The 15008-nt window shown below is 27.9% G+C and carries 10 protein-coding genes; 7 read left to right on the forward strand and 3 right to left on the reverse strand.

All coding sequences use genetic code 11. From position 1 onward, the window contains the following. Nucleotides 1-108: 108 nt before the first annotated feature. A complete protein-coding gene (locus Q1K13_RS11410) occupies nucleotides 109-2295 on the reverse strand; it encodes a stage V sporulation protein D (protein ID WP_300350943.1) in 2187 nt (728 codons plus the stop codon). A 382-nt stretch (nucleotides 2296-2677) separates the two neighbouring features. On the opposite strand from Q1K13_RS11410, the gene Q1K13_RS11415 reads away from it, so the two are divergent. Beyond that, nucleotides 2678-3322 carry a peptidoglycan recognition protein family protein gene (locus Q1K13_RS11415; RefSeq protein ID WP_300350945.1) on the forward strand — a complete coding sequence of 215 codons (645 nt, stop codon included), beginning with the start codon at nucleotides 2678-2680 and terminating at the stop codon, nucleotides 3320-3322. Between the two features lie 101 nt (nucleotides 3323-3423). Here Q1K13_RS11415 and Q1K13_RS11420 read toward each other — a convergent pair whose 3' ends face one another. Next, nucleotides 3424-4557 carry a cell wall-binding repeat-containing protein gene (locus tag Q1K13_RS11420; RefSeq protein WP_300350948.1) on the reverse strand — a complete coding sequence of 378 codons (1134 nt, stop codon included), beginning with the start codon at nucleotides 4555-4557 and terminating at the stop codon, nucleotides 3424-3426. A gap of 93 nt (nucleotides 4558-4650) precedes the next feature. Beyond that, nucleotides 4651-5058: a secondary thiamine-phosphate synthase enzyme YjbQ gene (locus tag Q1K13_RS11425; RefSeq protein WP_300350951.1), complete on the reverse strand. Its 408-nt coding sequence runs from the start codon at nucleotides 5056-5058 to the stop codon at nucleotides 4651-4653. Between the two features lie 805 nt (nucleotides 5059-5863). Between Q1K13_RS11425 and Q1K13_RS11430 the strand changes: the two genes are divergently transcribed. The 6 genes from Q1K13_RS11430 to Q1K13_RS11455 all read left to right on the forward strand — a co-directional run bounded on the left by Q1K13_RS11430 (nucleotide 5864) and on the right by Q1K13_RS11455 (nucleotide 15007). Beyond that, nucleotides 5864-6112 (forward strand): CPF_0552 family protein, encoded by a 249-nt coding sequence (locus Q1K13_RS11430; protein WP_300350953.1) that lies wholly within the window; start codon nucleotides 5864-5866, stop codon nucleotides 6110-6112. A gap of 426 nt (nucleotides 6113-6538) precedes the next feature. Further along, nucleotides 6539-8740, forward strand: coding sequence for a 1,3-beta-galactosyl-N-acetylhexosamine phosphorylase (gnpA, locus tag Q1K13_RS11435; protein ID WP_300350955.1), 2202 nt, complete (start codon nucleotides 6539-6541; stop codon nucleotides 8738-8740). 107 nt (nucleotides 8741-8847) lie between these two features. Continuing rightward, nucleotides 8848-10674 carry a sensor histidine kinase gene (locus tag Q1K13_RS11440; RefSeq protein ID WP_300350956.1) on the forward strand — a complete coding sequence of 609 codons (1827 nt, stop codon included), beginning with the start codon at nucleotides 8848-8850 and terminating at the stop codon, nucleotides 10672-10674. A gap of 10 nt (nucleotides 10675-10684) precedes the next feature. Then, nucleotides 10685-12277, forward strand: coding sequence for a response regulator transcription factor (locus Q1K13_RS11445; protein WP_300350958.1), 1593 nt, complete (start codon nucleotides 10685-10687; stop codon nucleotides 12275-12277). 332 nt (nucleotides 12278-12609) lie between these two features. Next, a complete protein-coding gene (locus tag Q1K13_RS11450; protein WP_300350960.1) occupies nucleotides 12610-14007 on the forward strand; it encodes a carbohydrate ABC transporter substrate-binding protein in 1398 nt (465 codons plus the stop codon). Nucleotides 14008-14080: 73 nt separating this feature from the next. Further along, entirely contained in the window at nucleotides 14081-15007 is a 927-nt protein-coding gene (locus Q1K13_RS11455; RefSeq protein WP_300350962.1) for a carbohydrate ABC transporter permease, read from the forward strand. The last annotated feature ends 1 nt before the right edge of the window (nucleotide 15008 follow it).

A 15008-nucleotide genomic window follows, 5' to 3' on the forward strand; every position in this document is an offset into this window, starting at 1 on the left:
AGAAATTTGATAATAATAATATTTACATATATATTTTGTAATTAAAAAGATTTTACTTACAATTTATTATATAAATGAGTAATGTATACATTTTACATTATCAAATCTTTAATATCCTAAGGTAAATTTTATTAATGAATTCCCATCCACAACTTCATTAGGTGAAATACTTTGTTTAATTATTGAAGGGCCATATCCTTCAAATTCACCTTTTAAACCTAATTGGTTAAGAAGTTTTTCAGCTGATTCTTTAGAGTGATTTGTGAAATCAGGTACAATAACATCACTATCTAAGTTTGAACTATGGCCTGAGATAAGAGTAACCTTACTATCTAAGTCTATTTTATAAGATGGAGCTGGACTACTATCTATTATAAAATCTCCATCTCCTTCAATTTCATAAGATATTCCTAAATCTTTTAGTATTTTAGTAGCATCATTTATAGGTAATCCACGAATTTCAGGTATTATTATTTTTTCATTTTCAGGAAGTTTTTCATCTAAATTAAATTCTTTCAAATCTATATAGTTAAATATATTTTGAAATAACATTCCAGCTAATGGGGCAGCAACTCTACCTCCATAATATTCTCCATTTTTAGGATTATCAACTGATACCATCACTGATATTTGAGGATTGTCATATGGGGCAAATCCAACGAAAGAAGCAACATATCCACCACCATAAGTACCAGTTTCAGGATTAACTTTTTGGGCTGTACCTGTTTTTCCTGCTACACCAAATCCATCTTTATAGGCCCCTTTTGCAGAACCATTTTTAACAGCGTTTTCTAAGGCTTTATTTATTTTAGTAGTAGTTTCTTTGCTTATTAATCCTTCTGTTTTCCTTGGAACAAAACTTTCATCAATTACTCTTTCATTATTTTCATTTATATGACTTATTTCTTTGACTACATGTGGTTGGATTAATGTTCCACCATTTGCAACTGCGTTAACAGAGGTCATAAATTGAATTGGGTTAACTGTGTTTGTTTGACCAAAGGAAATAGTAGCAAGGTCCATATCTGTTATATTTTCAGTCTTTTTCACAATTCCAGGAGATTCACCAGGTAAATCAACCCCAGATTTTCTTCCAAGACCAAATTTTTTTATATATTCATTAAGTTTTTCAGCACCAAGTTTTTCACCAAGATGCATAAATCCAACGTTACATGAATTTTGAATTATTTCTTCAAAGGTCTGAGAGCCATGACCTCCTTTTTTCCAACATTTAATATATCTATCACCTTTTTGAAGACCTCCACTACAACTATAAGTCTCATCTTTCCCTGCTAGTCCCTCTTCAACGGCAGCAGAGGCAGTTATAATTTTAAATATAGATCCAGGTTCAAAGGAGTCTGATACAGCTCTATTTCTCCACATTTTTTGAATTCTATCTGAAGAAGTGTTACCTACAAAATTTTCAGCACCATCATAAGGTTTATTTGGATTAAAGTCTGGCTTATTAGCCATTGCTAATATTTCTCCATTATTAGGATTCATTATTATAACAGAGGATGCGTCAGCATTGTGATGAACCATGCCAATCTCAGCTATTTGCTCAGCAAAATACTGAAGTTTTTCATCTATTGTAAGTATTACATCCTTTCCATCAATAGGTTCAGTGAATTTTGAAATGGTATAAGGATATTCAGCACCTTCCTTAACCATCTCTGTTATTTTTAAGCCAGGAGTACCAGCTAAGACTTTATCATATTTTAATTCTATTCCATTAAGACCAACACCATCTGAGTTTGTTGTACCAAGTACATGGGATAGAAAATTATCATTAAGATAATATCTCTGAGTATCAGGTGATACCATAACACCAGGAACTTCTAATTCTTTAACTTTGTCAGCTTTTTCTTTTTCTATTCGTCTAGCAACAATAGAGGCTCCAGCTGGTGCACCAGAAGGAAGTTTAAATTCTATTTTCTTAAGAATAGTATCCTTATCCATTTCTAAAGCCTTACTTATTTCTAAAGCTAGTTCATCATTAGTTTTACCAGTTTTCTTAGTATAAGATCTTATTGCATTTAAGTTAAAGTCAACTCTATAAACATTTGAACTTACAGCCAGTTCATTTAAATCTCTATCAAGAATTTTTCCTCTTCTAGCTGATATTTTAACTTCGTTTGTCCACTGTTCAACAGCTAAGGAAGCATATTCTGGTCCTTTAACTATCATTACATAAGATAACCTAAGACTTAGTATAAAAAACATAATTAAAATAAAAGCTAAAATAAAAGATAGTCGTTTTTTTATTACAGCCATATCTCTATACAACCTATTCAATATTATTAATCCTCCTTTTCTAAAACTACATCTATACATAATATTAGTGAAATTAAGATTTAATTATTAATTTTTTAAATATTCTTTTAAATTAAGATAATAGTAAGAGCTATGTAATTTATTAATAAAAAATTTAAGTTATAATTTAAATTAAATAGATTAAAATTAACTAAATACAAATTATTAGATAGATTGATTGAAGACTTTATTTTAATAGGGAAAAAGCTATATATAAGATAAACATTAGCAAATTTTAATTTTAATTGGACTTAAATAATCAGGGACAAAAGTTCTAGCTAAAATGAACATAGGTTTAAAAGAGAGTTTAATTAAAAATAATAAATAGGTAATATATTTACAAGAAAATAAGTGAGGGCTAATTATGGGAGAAAAAATTTATGGAAAGAGAAAAAATAAAAAAATAAGAAATATATTTTTAATATCTTTTATTTTAATTACAATGCTTGGATACTTTGTGTACTCTTCCTTTTCAAAAGAGGAGAGCTATAGAGAAATGTTTGATAGCAAAGTTTCAAAGAGTCAACTTGAAACTTTTGAAAAAGAGTTAGACATACATGAAGTAGATTATAAATGGGGAGAAGGTTTAAAAGAAGGAAATCATCCTAAAAAATTAGTTATACATCACTCTGCTACAAATAGGCCTGAAAGTCCTGAGGAAATTCATAAGATGCATTTAAATAGGGGATGGAGTGGAATTGGATATCATTTTTATATAAGAAAAGACGGGACAATATATAGGGGAAGACCAGAAAATGTAATAGGCTCTCATGCTAAGGGAGGGAATTATAATACTTTAGGAATATGTGTTGAAGGCAACTTTGAGAAAAATGGTCTAAATGAAGCACAGAAAATTTCACTTATAAATTTATCAACTTATCTTAGTTTAAAGTATCCAATAAAAGATATAATTCCTCATAGAGATGTAACAGATACACTTTGTCCAGGGAGTTTATTTCCTTTAGAAAGCGTAAAAAGCAGCATTATAGAGAAAATTAAAAGTTATTAAATTATACATAAATAAATGAAAATTTTGAGTGTCTTTAAAAGTAATGGCTAGGAATTATTTTTCCTAGCCATTTAAAATAATTATTAAGGCAAAAATATATATTATCTGCAACAAATATTACAAGGGTCAGTTTTTCCTTCTGCTATTGCTTCATCAAGACTTACTGAATTTATTATTCTACTTTTTTTCAAAGTTACACAGTCTTTAGTTTTATGATAGCTTTTCCCATTTGGAGTTACATATACTATGGATGGTTTTTCCACTATATGAGTTGCCACTCCATTGTAATCAATATTCCAACCATCAATTTTTGAATTAGTTACCATAGCACCTGAGTTATTTAAATAGTACCAATTACCACTATCTTTTAGCCATCCAGTTTGCATAACACCATTTGAATTAGCATAATACCAGTCATACCCATCTTTAAACCACCCAGTTCTCATTGCACCATTGCTACCAGTATAGTACCAGTCATATCTGTATTTAAACCAATTTGTTTGCATAACCCCATTACTTTTTAAGAAGTACCAAGTATTATTAAGGTCTAACCAACCAGTTTGCATTTCACCATTTGAATTAGAATAGTACCAATCATAACTATCATTAAACCAGCCAGTAGCAAGCACACCACTATTCTTTAAAAAGTAGTATGTATTATTAAGCTTTAGCCACCCGGTTTGCATTTCTCCATTTGAATTAGAGTAGTACCAATCATAACCATCATTAAACCAGCCAGTAGCAAGCACACCATTACTCTTTAAAAAATAGTAAGTGTTATTAAGATTTAACCACCCAGTTTGCATAATACCATTTGAATTAGAGTAGTACCAATCATAACCATCATTAAACCAGCCAGTAGCAAGTACACCATTACTCTTTAAAAAGTAGTAAGTGTTATTAAGCTTTAACCACCCAGTTTGCATAACACCATTTGAATTAGCATAATACCAGTCATACCCATCTTTAAACCAACCAGTCTGCATTTCACCTTTGTTATTGAAGTAGTACCAAGTACCATTATCATTAATCCAACCTGTTTGTTTAATTCCATCTTTATAAAAATACCAAATTCCATTTACTTTGTTCCATTTAGTAGTTTTTGATAGGCTTAAACTTGAAGTTTCAGTTGAATTAGAAAAATCAGTTGCATAAACATTAGTAGAAAAAGTAAGGCTTGTAGAAACAATCCCTAAAGCTAATGTAGTTGGAATTATTATTTTTCTAAAGTTCATTTAAAATCCCCCTTTTAGAATAATTTGTCATAATGATTATACTAAAAGAGGGTTAAATTGTCTAAAATATAAAATTTATGATAAAAATGATGTTTAGCATTCAATTATTTTAACATAAAATGTTCTATTTCTAGGGCCATCAAAATCACAGAAGTACACATCTTGCCATTGACCAAGTACAAGTCTACCTCTATGTATTATTAGTTGGTTAGAAACACCAATTGTAGAGCTTTTTAAGTGAGAAGGAGAGTTTCCTTCAAAATGTCTATATTTTGAATCAAAAGTAGGATAGGCTTTTTCAAAGCCATATAAAAGATCTTTAACCACATCTGGATCTGCATTTTCGTTGATTGTGATTCCTGCTGTTGTATGAGGACAGTAAATAATAGCTAAGCCTTCTTTAACATCACTTTGTTTTATATCTTCTTTTATATATGATGTTATTTTACTCATACTTTGAGAAGTATGAGTTTCTAATGTATGTTTAAAAAAGTTACTCATAAAAACACCTCTTTAATTTTAGCTTTCTTTAAGTGAGTATTTATTTTATCTAGATTTTAAGAAATACTTAATTTAGTGGAGAAATTCTATTGAATATTACAGAATAATATATAAGGATTTTAAACTTGCTTCACTTTGAATAGGAAAATCCTTTTAATGCTTTAATCTTCCATATTCAATGAAAGTCCAGATTGCGTATTAAGATGGTCTTTCAATTCTATTTAAACAAATATCAGTTTAAAATAGAGCTTAAATTTATTATCTTATATATAAATATTATACAATAATAAAACCCTATTATTTAGCTATATAAATATAAAGTTAGTTATTTTTATTACATCTTTTAGAGAAATGAAATATTGATAATAAAAGTCCAATAATAATTACACATACTTGAAGAATGGTTATTAAGGTATAGAGTTTTGAATCTACAAAGAGGCTAATTAAAGCAAGGAATATGATAATTAAACCGGAGGTTAAATAATCACATCCAAGAATTTTTGAAACTTTAATTTTATCATGTTTATTTTCATCAAAACCATTAATCATATCACCAGCATTAAAAAATTTAAGCATAGATCCTAAGAATATTAAGAAACTTCCAGGCAAAAGATTAATTTATGATATTGAAATAAATATTTTTGAAATAATTTTAATTTGCTACTTAAAATCCTTTAAATAAAGTATTATGGTATAATATAGGTTTATTTGGTAAATAATAATTAATACAATAAATAAGAAAAGGTTAACATTATATGCTAATATAAATATAGTATTAAATTTATATAATTTTGGAGGGGTTAGAATGTACACATTAATGGCAATAAAAATATCACCAAGAACTAAGGCTGCACCTAAGGTTCAAGAAATTTTAACTAGATATGGATGCATAATTCATACTAGATTAGGTCTTCACGAAGCAACAGAAAATACATGTTCAACTTCAGGACTTATTCTTTTAAACCTTATGCCAACAGCTAAGGAAGAAATAGCTAAATTAGATGCTGAGTTAAATTCAATAGAAGATGTAACTGCTAAGTTATTAAATCTTTAATTTTAGATTCTGTTTTAAACCAGTGTTGATTTTAAAAAACACATAATAATTTATAAAGTTAGAAGTTTAAAGGATTTATATCATTTTTGGATATAGATCCTTTAAATTTTTTTGATGAAATATTTTAAAGTAATTATTTAGATAGAAATATAGAATATTTAATAGTTAGTGTAATAGCTACTTTATTTTATTCATCTTCATTTAGATAGAAATTAATAGTTTGTTTAGGTTTTTATTTTTTTTAGTATAAATATACTCAAAATTTTAAATGATTAAGTAAATAAATTGCATGTAAACCTTAATGAATAGATGTTAAGATTTAATTGTAATAAAAAGGATAAATGCTTATATAAAAATTAAAGTTATTATTAAAATAATTAAAGAAAATTATAGATTTTTTTACAAGGTTTATGATGGAGGAGTATTATGGGAGATTTAAAGGGAAGAGTAACCATACCAACTGATTCTAATATGAAAGATGAAATAAAAAGCATCATAGATAAATGGGGGGCAGATGCTTTAAGAGATTGTGATGGAACAAAGCTTTCTAAGGATATAGTTGATTTAGGAGTTAAGTTATATTCTACATACTTAACAGTTAGAAGTGACCAAGATTGGGCAAGAAATAATAAGGATGAATTACAACAACTTTATTTAATGAGTGAACCTGTTATTGCCAAGGGGAATAATGTTGAAATTAAAATATTAGCTGGTTATTATAAAGAGCAGTTTGAAATAGATAAAGTTCATGATGAAAAAAAATGGTGGGAAGTTATAAATAGAACAACAGGAGAAGTTGTACCAGTTGAAAATTGGAGTTTTGATAAAGAAAGAGAAATTTTAAGTTTAGAAGAGGCAACCCCTTTTAATGAGTATACAGTAAGTTTCTTAGTTTATATGATTTGGGATCCAACTCAAATGTATAATCATATAACTAATGATTGGGGAGATAAACCTCATGAAATGCCTTATGATTGTAGACAAGCCAAGACTAGTATTCATGTTAAAGAGGCATTAAAAAAATGGATTGATGAAAATCCTGAGGTTGATGTTGTTAGATTCACGACATTCTTCTATCATTTTACTTTGTGTTTTAATGAAGTAGCAAAGGAAAAGTTTGTTGATTGGTTTGGATATAGTTCTTCTGTAAGTCCACTTGCTTTAGAGCAGTTTGAAGAAGAAAAGGGATATAGATTAAGACCTGAGGATATTGTTGATTCAGGGTATTATAATTCAACATTTAGAGTGCCAACAAAAGAGTATAAAGATTATATAGATTTCCAATGTAAGCATGTTTCAAAAATGGCTAAGGAATTAGTTGATTTATGTCATGAGAATGGAAAAGAAGCTATGATGTTTTTAGGTGACAATTGGATTGGAACAGAGCCTTATGGAAAGTATTTTGAAAGTATTGGATTAGATGCAGTAGTTGGTTCTGTAGGAAATGGAACAACTATGAGAATGATATCTGATATTAAAGGAGTAAAATATACAGAAGGAAGATTTTTACCTTATTTCTTCCCAGATGTATTTAATGAAACTGGTGATCCTGTGGGGGAAGCTAGAGAAAATTGGTTACAGGCAAGAAGAGCCATTTTAAGAAGTCCATTAGATAGAATAGGATATGGTGGATATTTAGGGCTTGCAGTTAAATTTCCAGAGTTTGTGAATCAAGTAGAAAAAATTTGTGATGAATTTAGAAATATACATGAAATAATAAAAGGAACTAAGGCCTATGTTGCTCCTTTTAAGGTAGCTGTGTTAAATTCTTGGGGAAAATTAAGAAGTTGGCAAACCCATCAAGTAGCCCACGCCCTATGGTATAAAGAGATTTATTCATATGCAGGGATAGTTGAATGTTTAAGTGGAATGCCTGTAGATGTAGAATTTATAAGTTTTGATGATATATTAGAAAATGGAATTTCTAAAGATATTGGAGTAATTATAAATGCAGGAGATGCCTATACTGCTTGGAGTGGTGGAGAGTATTGGAAAAATCCTAAGTTAGTTTCTATGATAAGAGAATGGGTTAATAATGGAGGGGGATTTATAGGTGTTGGAGAGCCATCAGCTATTCATCATGAAAATAAGTTTTTCCAGTTAGCAGATGTTTTAGGAGTAGATAAGGAAGTTGGATTTAGTTTAAGTACAAGAAAATATAATGAATTAAATCCGAATCATTTTATAACTGAGGAGATTTATGATAGACCAATAGATTTTGGTGAAGAGGTAAAAGGAGTTTATGGAAAGGGAGAAAATTATCAAATTTTAAGAATGAATTTTGGTAATGAGCATTGTATAAAAAATAATTTTAGAGGAGATACAACCTGTGCTGTAAACACATATGGAAAAGGAAGAAGTGTTTATTTTTCAGGATTTCCATATACACCAGAGAATTGTAGAATTTTATTAAGAGCAATTTATTGGGCAGCAAATAAAGAAGAGGCAATGAAAAAATTCTATGTAACTAATGTTGATACTGAGTGTGCAGCATTTTTAGAAGTTGGAAAAATGGCTATAATAAATAATACTCAGGAAGAAAAGGTTACAGATGTTTATATAAATGGTGTTAAAGTTGAAACTCTAACTTTAAAGCCGATGGAAATTAAATGGTTAGATATTAAATAAATTTTCATAAGCTTTTCCTTTTAATTCCTTTATATATGAGACTTATGATGAAATTTTCATCATAGGTCTTTTTTGTTTACAAAATATTAGAGAAAGTTTTACATAATATGGAATATATAAAATTCATAGCAAGGTTAAGTTGTGATAAAATATTAACAAAAAATACATTTAATGTAAGAGGGGTGGGGAATATATTAAACAAGTTAAAGAAATCTTTAATAAGTATTTCAGGTTTCCTTAGGAAATTTTCTTTAAAGAGTAGATTAATTCTTTCTTTTTCTATTGGAATAATTTTATGTAGTAGTATTCTTGGAGTTTTACTTTATGGAAAAGCTACTAGTGCATTAAAAATAAAGGCTATGAGCTATTCAGAGCAGATGCTTTCTATAGTAGGAGAAGATATTTATAAAAACAAAGAATTTTTGGAACGAGCATCAGTAGAGCTTAGTTTGGATGAGAATATAATAGAATATTTAATTAATTATAAGTTTACGAATATAAAAGAAAAAACTGAATTTATAAAATATATGAATAATTATTTATCGAAAAAGTTATCTTTACTTCCTAATCTTGCAGAAGTTGAAATAATCTCTAAAGATTATGAGGTTGTTTATATGCAGGGGTTTAAGTATTTTAAAAGGGATGAAATAGAAAATCATGCAAGAAAAGCTGAAATTAAATTAAAGTGGTTTTCTAGTATTTTGAATGATGAAAGCCATATTTGTATTGCTAATCCTATAAGACATAATGGGAATTTGGTTGGGTATGTTTTTATGGCAATAAAAAATGAGGTTTTTAAAAATTCATTTTCTATTCTCAATATGGGAGAGGGGACAGAGAGTTTTATAATTGATGAAAATAATAAGGTAATTATTTCTCAAAATAATTTTCATAGTGATTTTATATTAAGAGAGAAAAATATTAATAAGTTTTTAACTAATAAGGAATTAAGAGGATCTAATGAAGAGGTATTTATAAATAATAAAAGATATATGGTTGTATATAAGAAATTAAAAGATTTTGAGTGGTATATAACATCAATAACTCCTCATGAATTTATAAATTCAGATATTCAGAGCTTAAAAAGAGAAATGATAATAGTAGTTTCTTTGGTAGTAGTAATAGTTTTGATATTTTCATATTTTTTATACATAAGTATAAATATTCCACTTTATAAGCTTATGAATAAGGTTAAGAGAGTTTCAAAAGGAGATTTAACTGTGGAAGAGTGTGATGAATACAATGATGAAATAGGTATTATTTCTAATAATTTTGATTTAATGACCTTAAGAATAAAGAAACTTCTTGATAAAACTAAATTACAAGAAGAGGAGAAAAGAGAGTTAGAAATAAGAATGCTTCAAGCACAGATAAATCCTCATTTTTTATTCAATACATTAAATTCATTGAAGTGGACAGCTATTATGAATCAAGATTACACAGTAAGTGAGGGATTAAGCTCCTTAGCTGAACTTTTAAGAAATACAATTATTCATAAAAAAGAGCTTATTACCATAGATGAGGAGCTTGAAAATATAAAGAATTATGTTGTTATACAAAAAATAAGATATGGAAATTCTTTTGATCTTATTTATGAGGTGGAAGAAGATCTTAAAAAAAATAAGGTTATTAAATTCATGCTCCAGCCAATAGTTGAAAATGCAATAATACATGGTATTGATGAAAATAAGGAGAACCAAAAAATAATTATTAGAGTTCAAGAAAAAGGAGAAGATGTTCTTATTTATGTAATTGATAATGGAAAGGGATTTAATAGTGAAGAAAAAGTTAGGGAAAATAAGTTATCAGGTGTTGGGTGGAACAATGTTGACGAGAGAATAAAGTTAACTTTTGGGAATAATTATGGTGCAACAATAAAAAGTGAAATTGGGAAAGGAACAACTGTTAAGATATTAATTCCAAAGGGAGTTTAGGGGGGATTTTATGTTTAAACTTATTATTGCTGATGATGAGAAAATTATTAGAATCGCTATGCAAAATATAATAAACTGGAAAAAACATAATTTCAATATAGTTGGATTAGCTAAGGATGGTAAGGAAGTTTTAGAAATATTAGAGAAAAAGGGTGCTGATTTAATTATAACTGACTTAAAAATGAAAGGTTTAGATGGAATTGAATTAATAGAAATACTTAAAAATAGAGGGTTTAAAGGAAAAATACTAGTTTTAAGCAATCATGGAGAATATGAACTTGTAAGAGAAGCTATGAAAAAAGGAGCATCAGACTATTTGCTAAAAGTTACTTTAAGACCTAAGGAACTTGAGGAAATAATAGATAAGTTTGCTGAAAATTTAAATGAAATAAAAAAGAATGAGAAGGAAAAGGAATTTTTTAAAAATGAATTCATAAAGAGTAAAAAAATAGATAATATTTCATTGATAAGAGAATATCTTAAGGATGAAATAGAGCAGGATGAGGTAGTAAGTAAATTAGATGAAAAGACTTATTTCATAGAAAAAGAGGAAGTATTTAATTGTTTTTGCATATGTATAGACAATCATAAGAAAATTTACAATGAAAAAATAAAAGATAAAAACAAAATGGTTACTGCTATTGAAAATATAATTAGAGAGGAATTTAATTTAAATAAATTTAACTTCATACCAATAAACAATCACAAATATATTGTAATATCTAATTTAAATAAAAATGAAATTAAAATAAAGAGTTTAAATATACAAAATTTAATAAAGTTTTATTTAAACATAACAGCAAGTGTTGTAATGTCTGGAGAAATATTTAATTTAACTACATTAAAAGAGGAGTTTAAAAAATTTGAGGAAATACTTAGTTTAAGATTTTATGAGAGAGAAAATCTTTTTATTTCTAGGGAAGATTTTTCTGGATTTAATGATGCAATAAAATTAAGAAAAGAAATTATAGATGTTGTTGAGGAAAACATAGAAGATGGAGAAATTTCAGCAAATAAATATTTAATAGAAGAATTTGTTAGAAGATGTGATGTGCTAAATGTAAGACCTAAGGATTTAATAAGTCATGTTTATTTTATTTGTGAGATTATAGAGAATTTAGAATATGTTCATGAGGAGGAATTAAGTGAATTTAAATTTTTAAAAGATAAGATCTTAAAAAGTGAAAATAAGAGTGAGTTAGTTATTAACGCTTTAGATTATATTGAATATGTAAATAGAAGATATATAAAAAGTAGAGAAAATAATTATAAAAAAGAAGTTAATAAAATAATAAATTTTATAGAGGAAAATATAGATAAGAAAATAACTTTAGAAATGGTAGCAACTTCTGTAAACTTAAATGAAAGTTATTTGAGTAGAATCTTTAAAAATGAAACAGGAAAAAATCTTATTTATTTTATAAATGAAGCTAAAATGAAAAAGGCAAAAGAACTTCTTAAAGATCCAGATAATTTAGTAAAAGAGGTGGCTAATAGGGTAGGTATTAGTGACCAATTTTATTTTAATAGAGTGTTTAAAAAGTTTTGTGGAGTTAGTCCTTCAAAGTTTAAGAAAGAATATAATAATAAAACTTTTGTTTAATCACAAAGTTTTTAAAAAAGAGTTTTTTAGAAAAGCTCTTTTTTATAGAGTGTTAATTTTAGATATTCTTTCAGATTTACTTATTAAGATATTAAAAAAGTTATATTTAAAATTAACATTAGTTTAAAACTAGTCTTTAGAAAAAATATATTTGAAAAATATTATATTTTTTAGTAAAAAAAGGGATGTGATACTATGAAATTAATTTAGAGATAAGTAAAAATATTACATGTTTTGGTAAAAACCTTATATTCAAAAAAATACTTATTAAAAGTAATATAGAAGTATAAGGAAAAAGTTTACAAAAAATAAAGGGTATTGGAGGAAAGAGTATGAAGAGAAAATTAGTAAAATTACTATCAGTTGCTTGTGCAACAGTAATTGCATCATCAATTTTCGTTGGATGTGGGGGCTCATCAGATAAAGGTGAAACTGATAAAAAACCAAGTACAGAAGAATCAAGTGGAGAAAAGGAATCTTCAGGAGATAAAAAAGTTTTAGAAATTGCAGTTTTTGAAGGTGGATTTGGAAAAGAGTATTGGGAAGCTTGTATAGAGGCTTTTGAAGCTGAACATCCAGATGTTGAAGTTAAGATGGAAGCTAATCCTAAAATTGGTGATATTATAAGACCTAAATTATCATCTGACAATACACCAGACTTTATATACTTAAGCACAAATGATCCATCAGGTATAGCAAATGCCTTAATAAAAGATAAGGCTTTAGCAGATTTAAGTGATATATTTGAGAGAGAAGATAAAGATAATCCAGGTCAAAAAATAAAAGATAAAATATTACCAGGATTTTTAGATACACCACTTACAACTCCATATGGAGATGGAAAAGTATTTTTAGCACCGCTTTACTATAATGTTACAGGTATGTGGTATAACAAAGCTTTATTTAAAGAAAAAGGATGGGATGTTCCAAAAACTTGGGATGAATTCTTTGAATTAGGTAAGAAGGCAAAAGAAGAAGGAATAGCACTTTATACTTATCAAGGACAAGCACCAGGATATAATGAGGCTATAATATTCCCTATGTTAGCTAGTGCAGCGGGAGAAGAGGCAGTTGAAAACATATTTAATTATAAAGAAGGAGCTTGGAAAGATCCAAATGTTAAGAAGGCATTGGAGGTATTCCAAAGAATGGCTGATGAAGATATGGTTCTTAATGGAACAGTTGGTATGAGCCATACTCAAGCTCAGGTTGAATTTTTAAATGGAAAAGCCCTATTCTTACCATGTGGTAGTTGGTTAGAGGAAGAAATGAAAGATGCTATACCAGAAGGATTTGAGTTTGGATTTATGGCTCCACCATCATTTAAAGAGGGAGACACTCCATATGTAACCACTACAATAGAACAAATGTATATTCCAGCTAAGTCAGATCAAGTTGAATTAGCAAAAGAATTCTTAGCATTCCAATATACAGATGCTATGGTTAAAAAGAACGCAGAAATAGCTAAGGCTGTAGTTCCTGTTAAAGGATCAGTTGAAAAAGCTAAATCTTCATTAAATGCATCAGGATATGAATCTTATAAGGTTGTTGAAGAAGGGGCTAAACCAATACCACTTTCATTTAAACCAACTAATTCTAAGCTAGACTTTAGAGAAGGTAGTTTATTTGGACCTGTAGGAAGCATAATAAACAAGGAATTAAATGTTGATAAGTGGATTGAAAATCTAGAAGCTGATTCACAAACACTTGCCAAGGAAGTTGTTGAATAATAAATAAAAAAAATAAATTAAAGAAGGAGGATTAAAATTTCTCCTTCTTTAAAATTATAGGAGGTGAAATTTATTGAATAGTAATAAAAGAAAAATATTTTTAGCTATGTGTGTATTGCCTGCACTTATATTATTTACAATATTTATGCTCTATCCTATTTTAAAAGGTTTTATGATGTCTTTATATGAATGGAGTGGAATATCAGGAGAACCTTCCTTTGTTGGATTAGATAATTTTAAGGCACTTTTAGGTGATAGATATTTTAAAGAAGCTTTTGGTAATACATTTTTTATAATGGTTTTATTTCCAACGATAACAATAATCCTTTCTTTATTCTTAGCAGTAGTAATAACTCAAAGTAAATTAAAAGAAAAGAATTTCTACAGAGTTATATTATTTTTCCCAAATATATTATCAATGGTTGTTATAGGGGTTTTATTTACATATGTTTATGACCCATCAATAGGAATACTTAAAGCATTTTTTGAAATGATAGGACTAGATAAGTTAGCTAATTTAGCATGGCTTGGAGATTCAAAGTTAGTTCTATGGGCATTAGTTATAACTATGGTATGGCAAGCTGTTGGTTATTATATGGTAATTTATATAGCTGGGTTAGATGGAATATCACCTTCTCTTTATGAAGTTTGTTATTTGGAAGGAGCTTCAGCTTGGCAAAAATTTAGATATGTAACCTTACCACTTTTATGGGATGTAGTTAGAGTAACATTTGCCTTCTTTATTACAGGGGCACTTAATTTAAGTTTTATATTTGTAACTGTAATGACAAAGGGAGGACCAAATGGTAAATCAGAAGTTCTTTTAACTTATATGTATAGACAAGCATTTACAAACTCTCAATATGGATATGCTATGGCAGTTGGAGTAGTTATATTTACTTTTGCCATGATTCTCGCATTAATAATAAATAAATTAAGTGATTCTGATAGAAGAGAAGAAAAAAGGTTAAAAAGATTAAAAGAGAAAGGAGTGAGATAGC

Origin of the sequence: Clostridium sp., from assembly GCF_029267215.1 — a bacterium.
GTDB lineage: Bacteria > Bacillota > Clostridia > Clostridiales > Clostridiaceae > Sarcina.

Excerpts from the sequence above, each read along its gene's own strand:
- Q1K13_RS11440 (WP_300350956.1), top strand. The coding sequence starts at position 8,848 with ATGGAATATATAAAATTCATAGCAAGGTTAAGTTGTGATAAAATATTA.
- Q1K13_RS11415 (WP_300350945.1), top strand. The coding sequence starts at position 2,678 with ATGGGAGAAAAAATTTATGGAAAGAGAAAAAATAAAAAAATAAGAAAT.
- Q1K13_RS11445 (WP_300350958.1), top strand. The coding sequence starts at position 10,685 with ATGTTTAAACTTATTATTGCTGATGATGAGAAAATTATTAGAATCGCT.
- gnpA (WP_300350955.1), top strand. The coding sequence starts at position 6,539 with ATGGGAGATTTAAAGGGAAGAGTAACCATACCAACTGATTCTAATATG.
- Q1K13_RS11430 (WP_300350953.1), top strand. The coding sequence starts at position 5,864 with ATGTACACATTAATGGCAATAAAAATATCACCAAGAACTAAGGCTGCA.
- Q1K13_RS11450 (WP_300350960.1), top strand. The coding sequence starts at position 12,610 with ATGAAGAGAAAATTAGTAAAATTACTATCAGTTGCTTGTGCAACAGTA.
- Q1K13_RS11420 (WP_300350948.1), bottom strand. The coding sequence starts at position 4,557 with ATGAACTTTAGAAAAATAATAATTCCAACTACATTAGCTTTAGGGATT.
- Q1K13_RS11425 (WP_300350951.1), bottom strand. The coding sequence starts at position 5,058 with ATGAGTAACTTTTTTAAACATACATTAGAAACTCATACTTCTCAAAGT.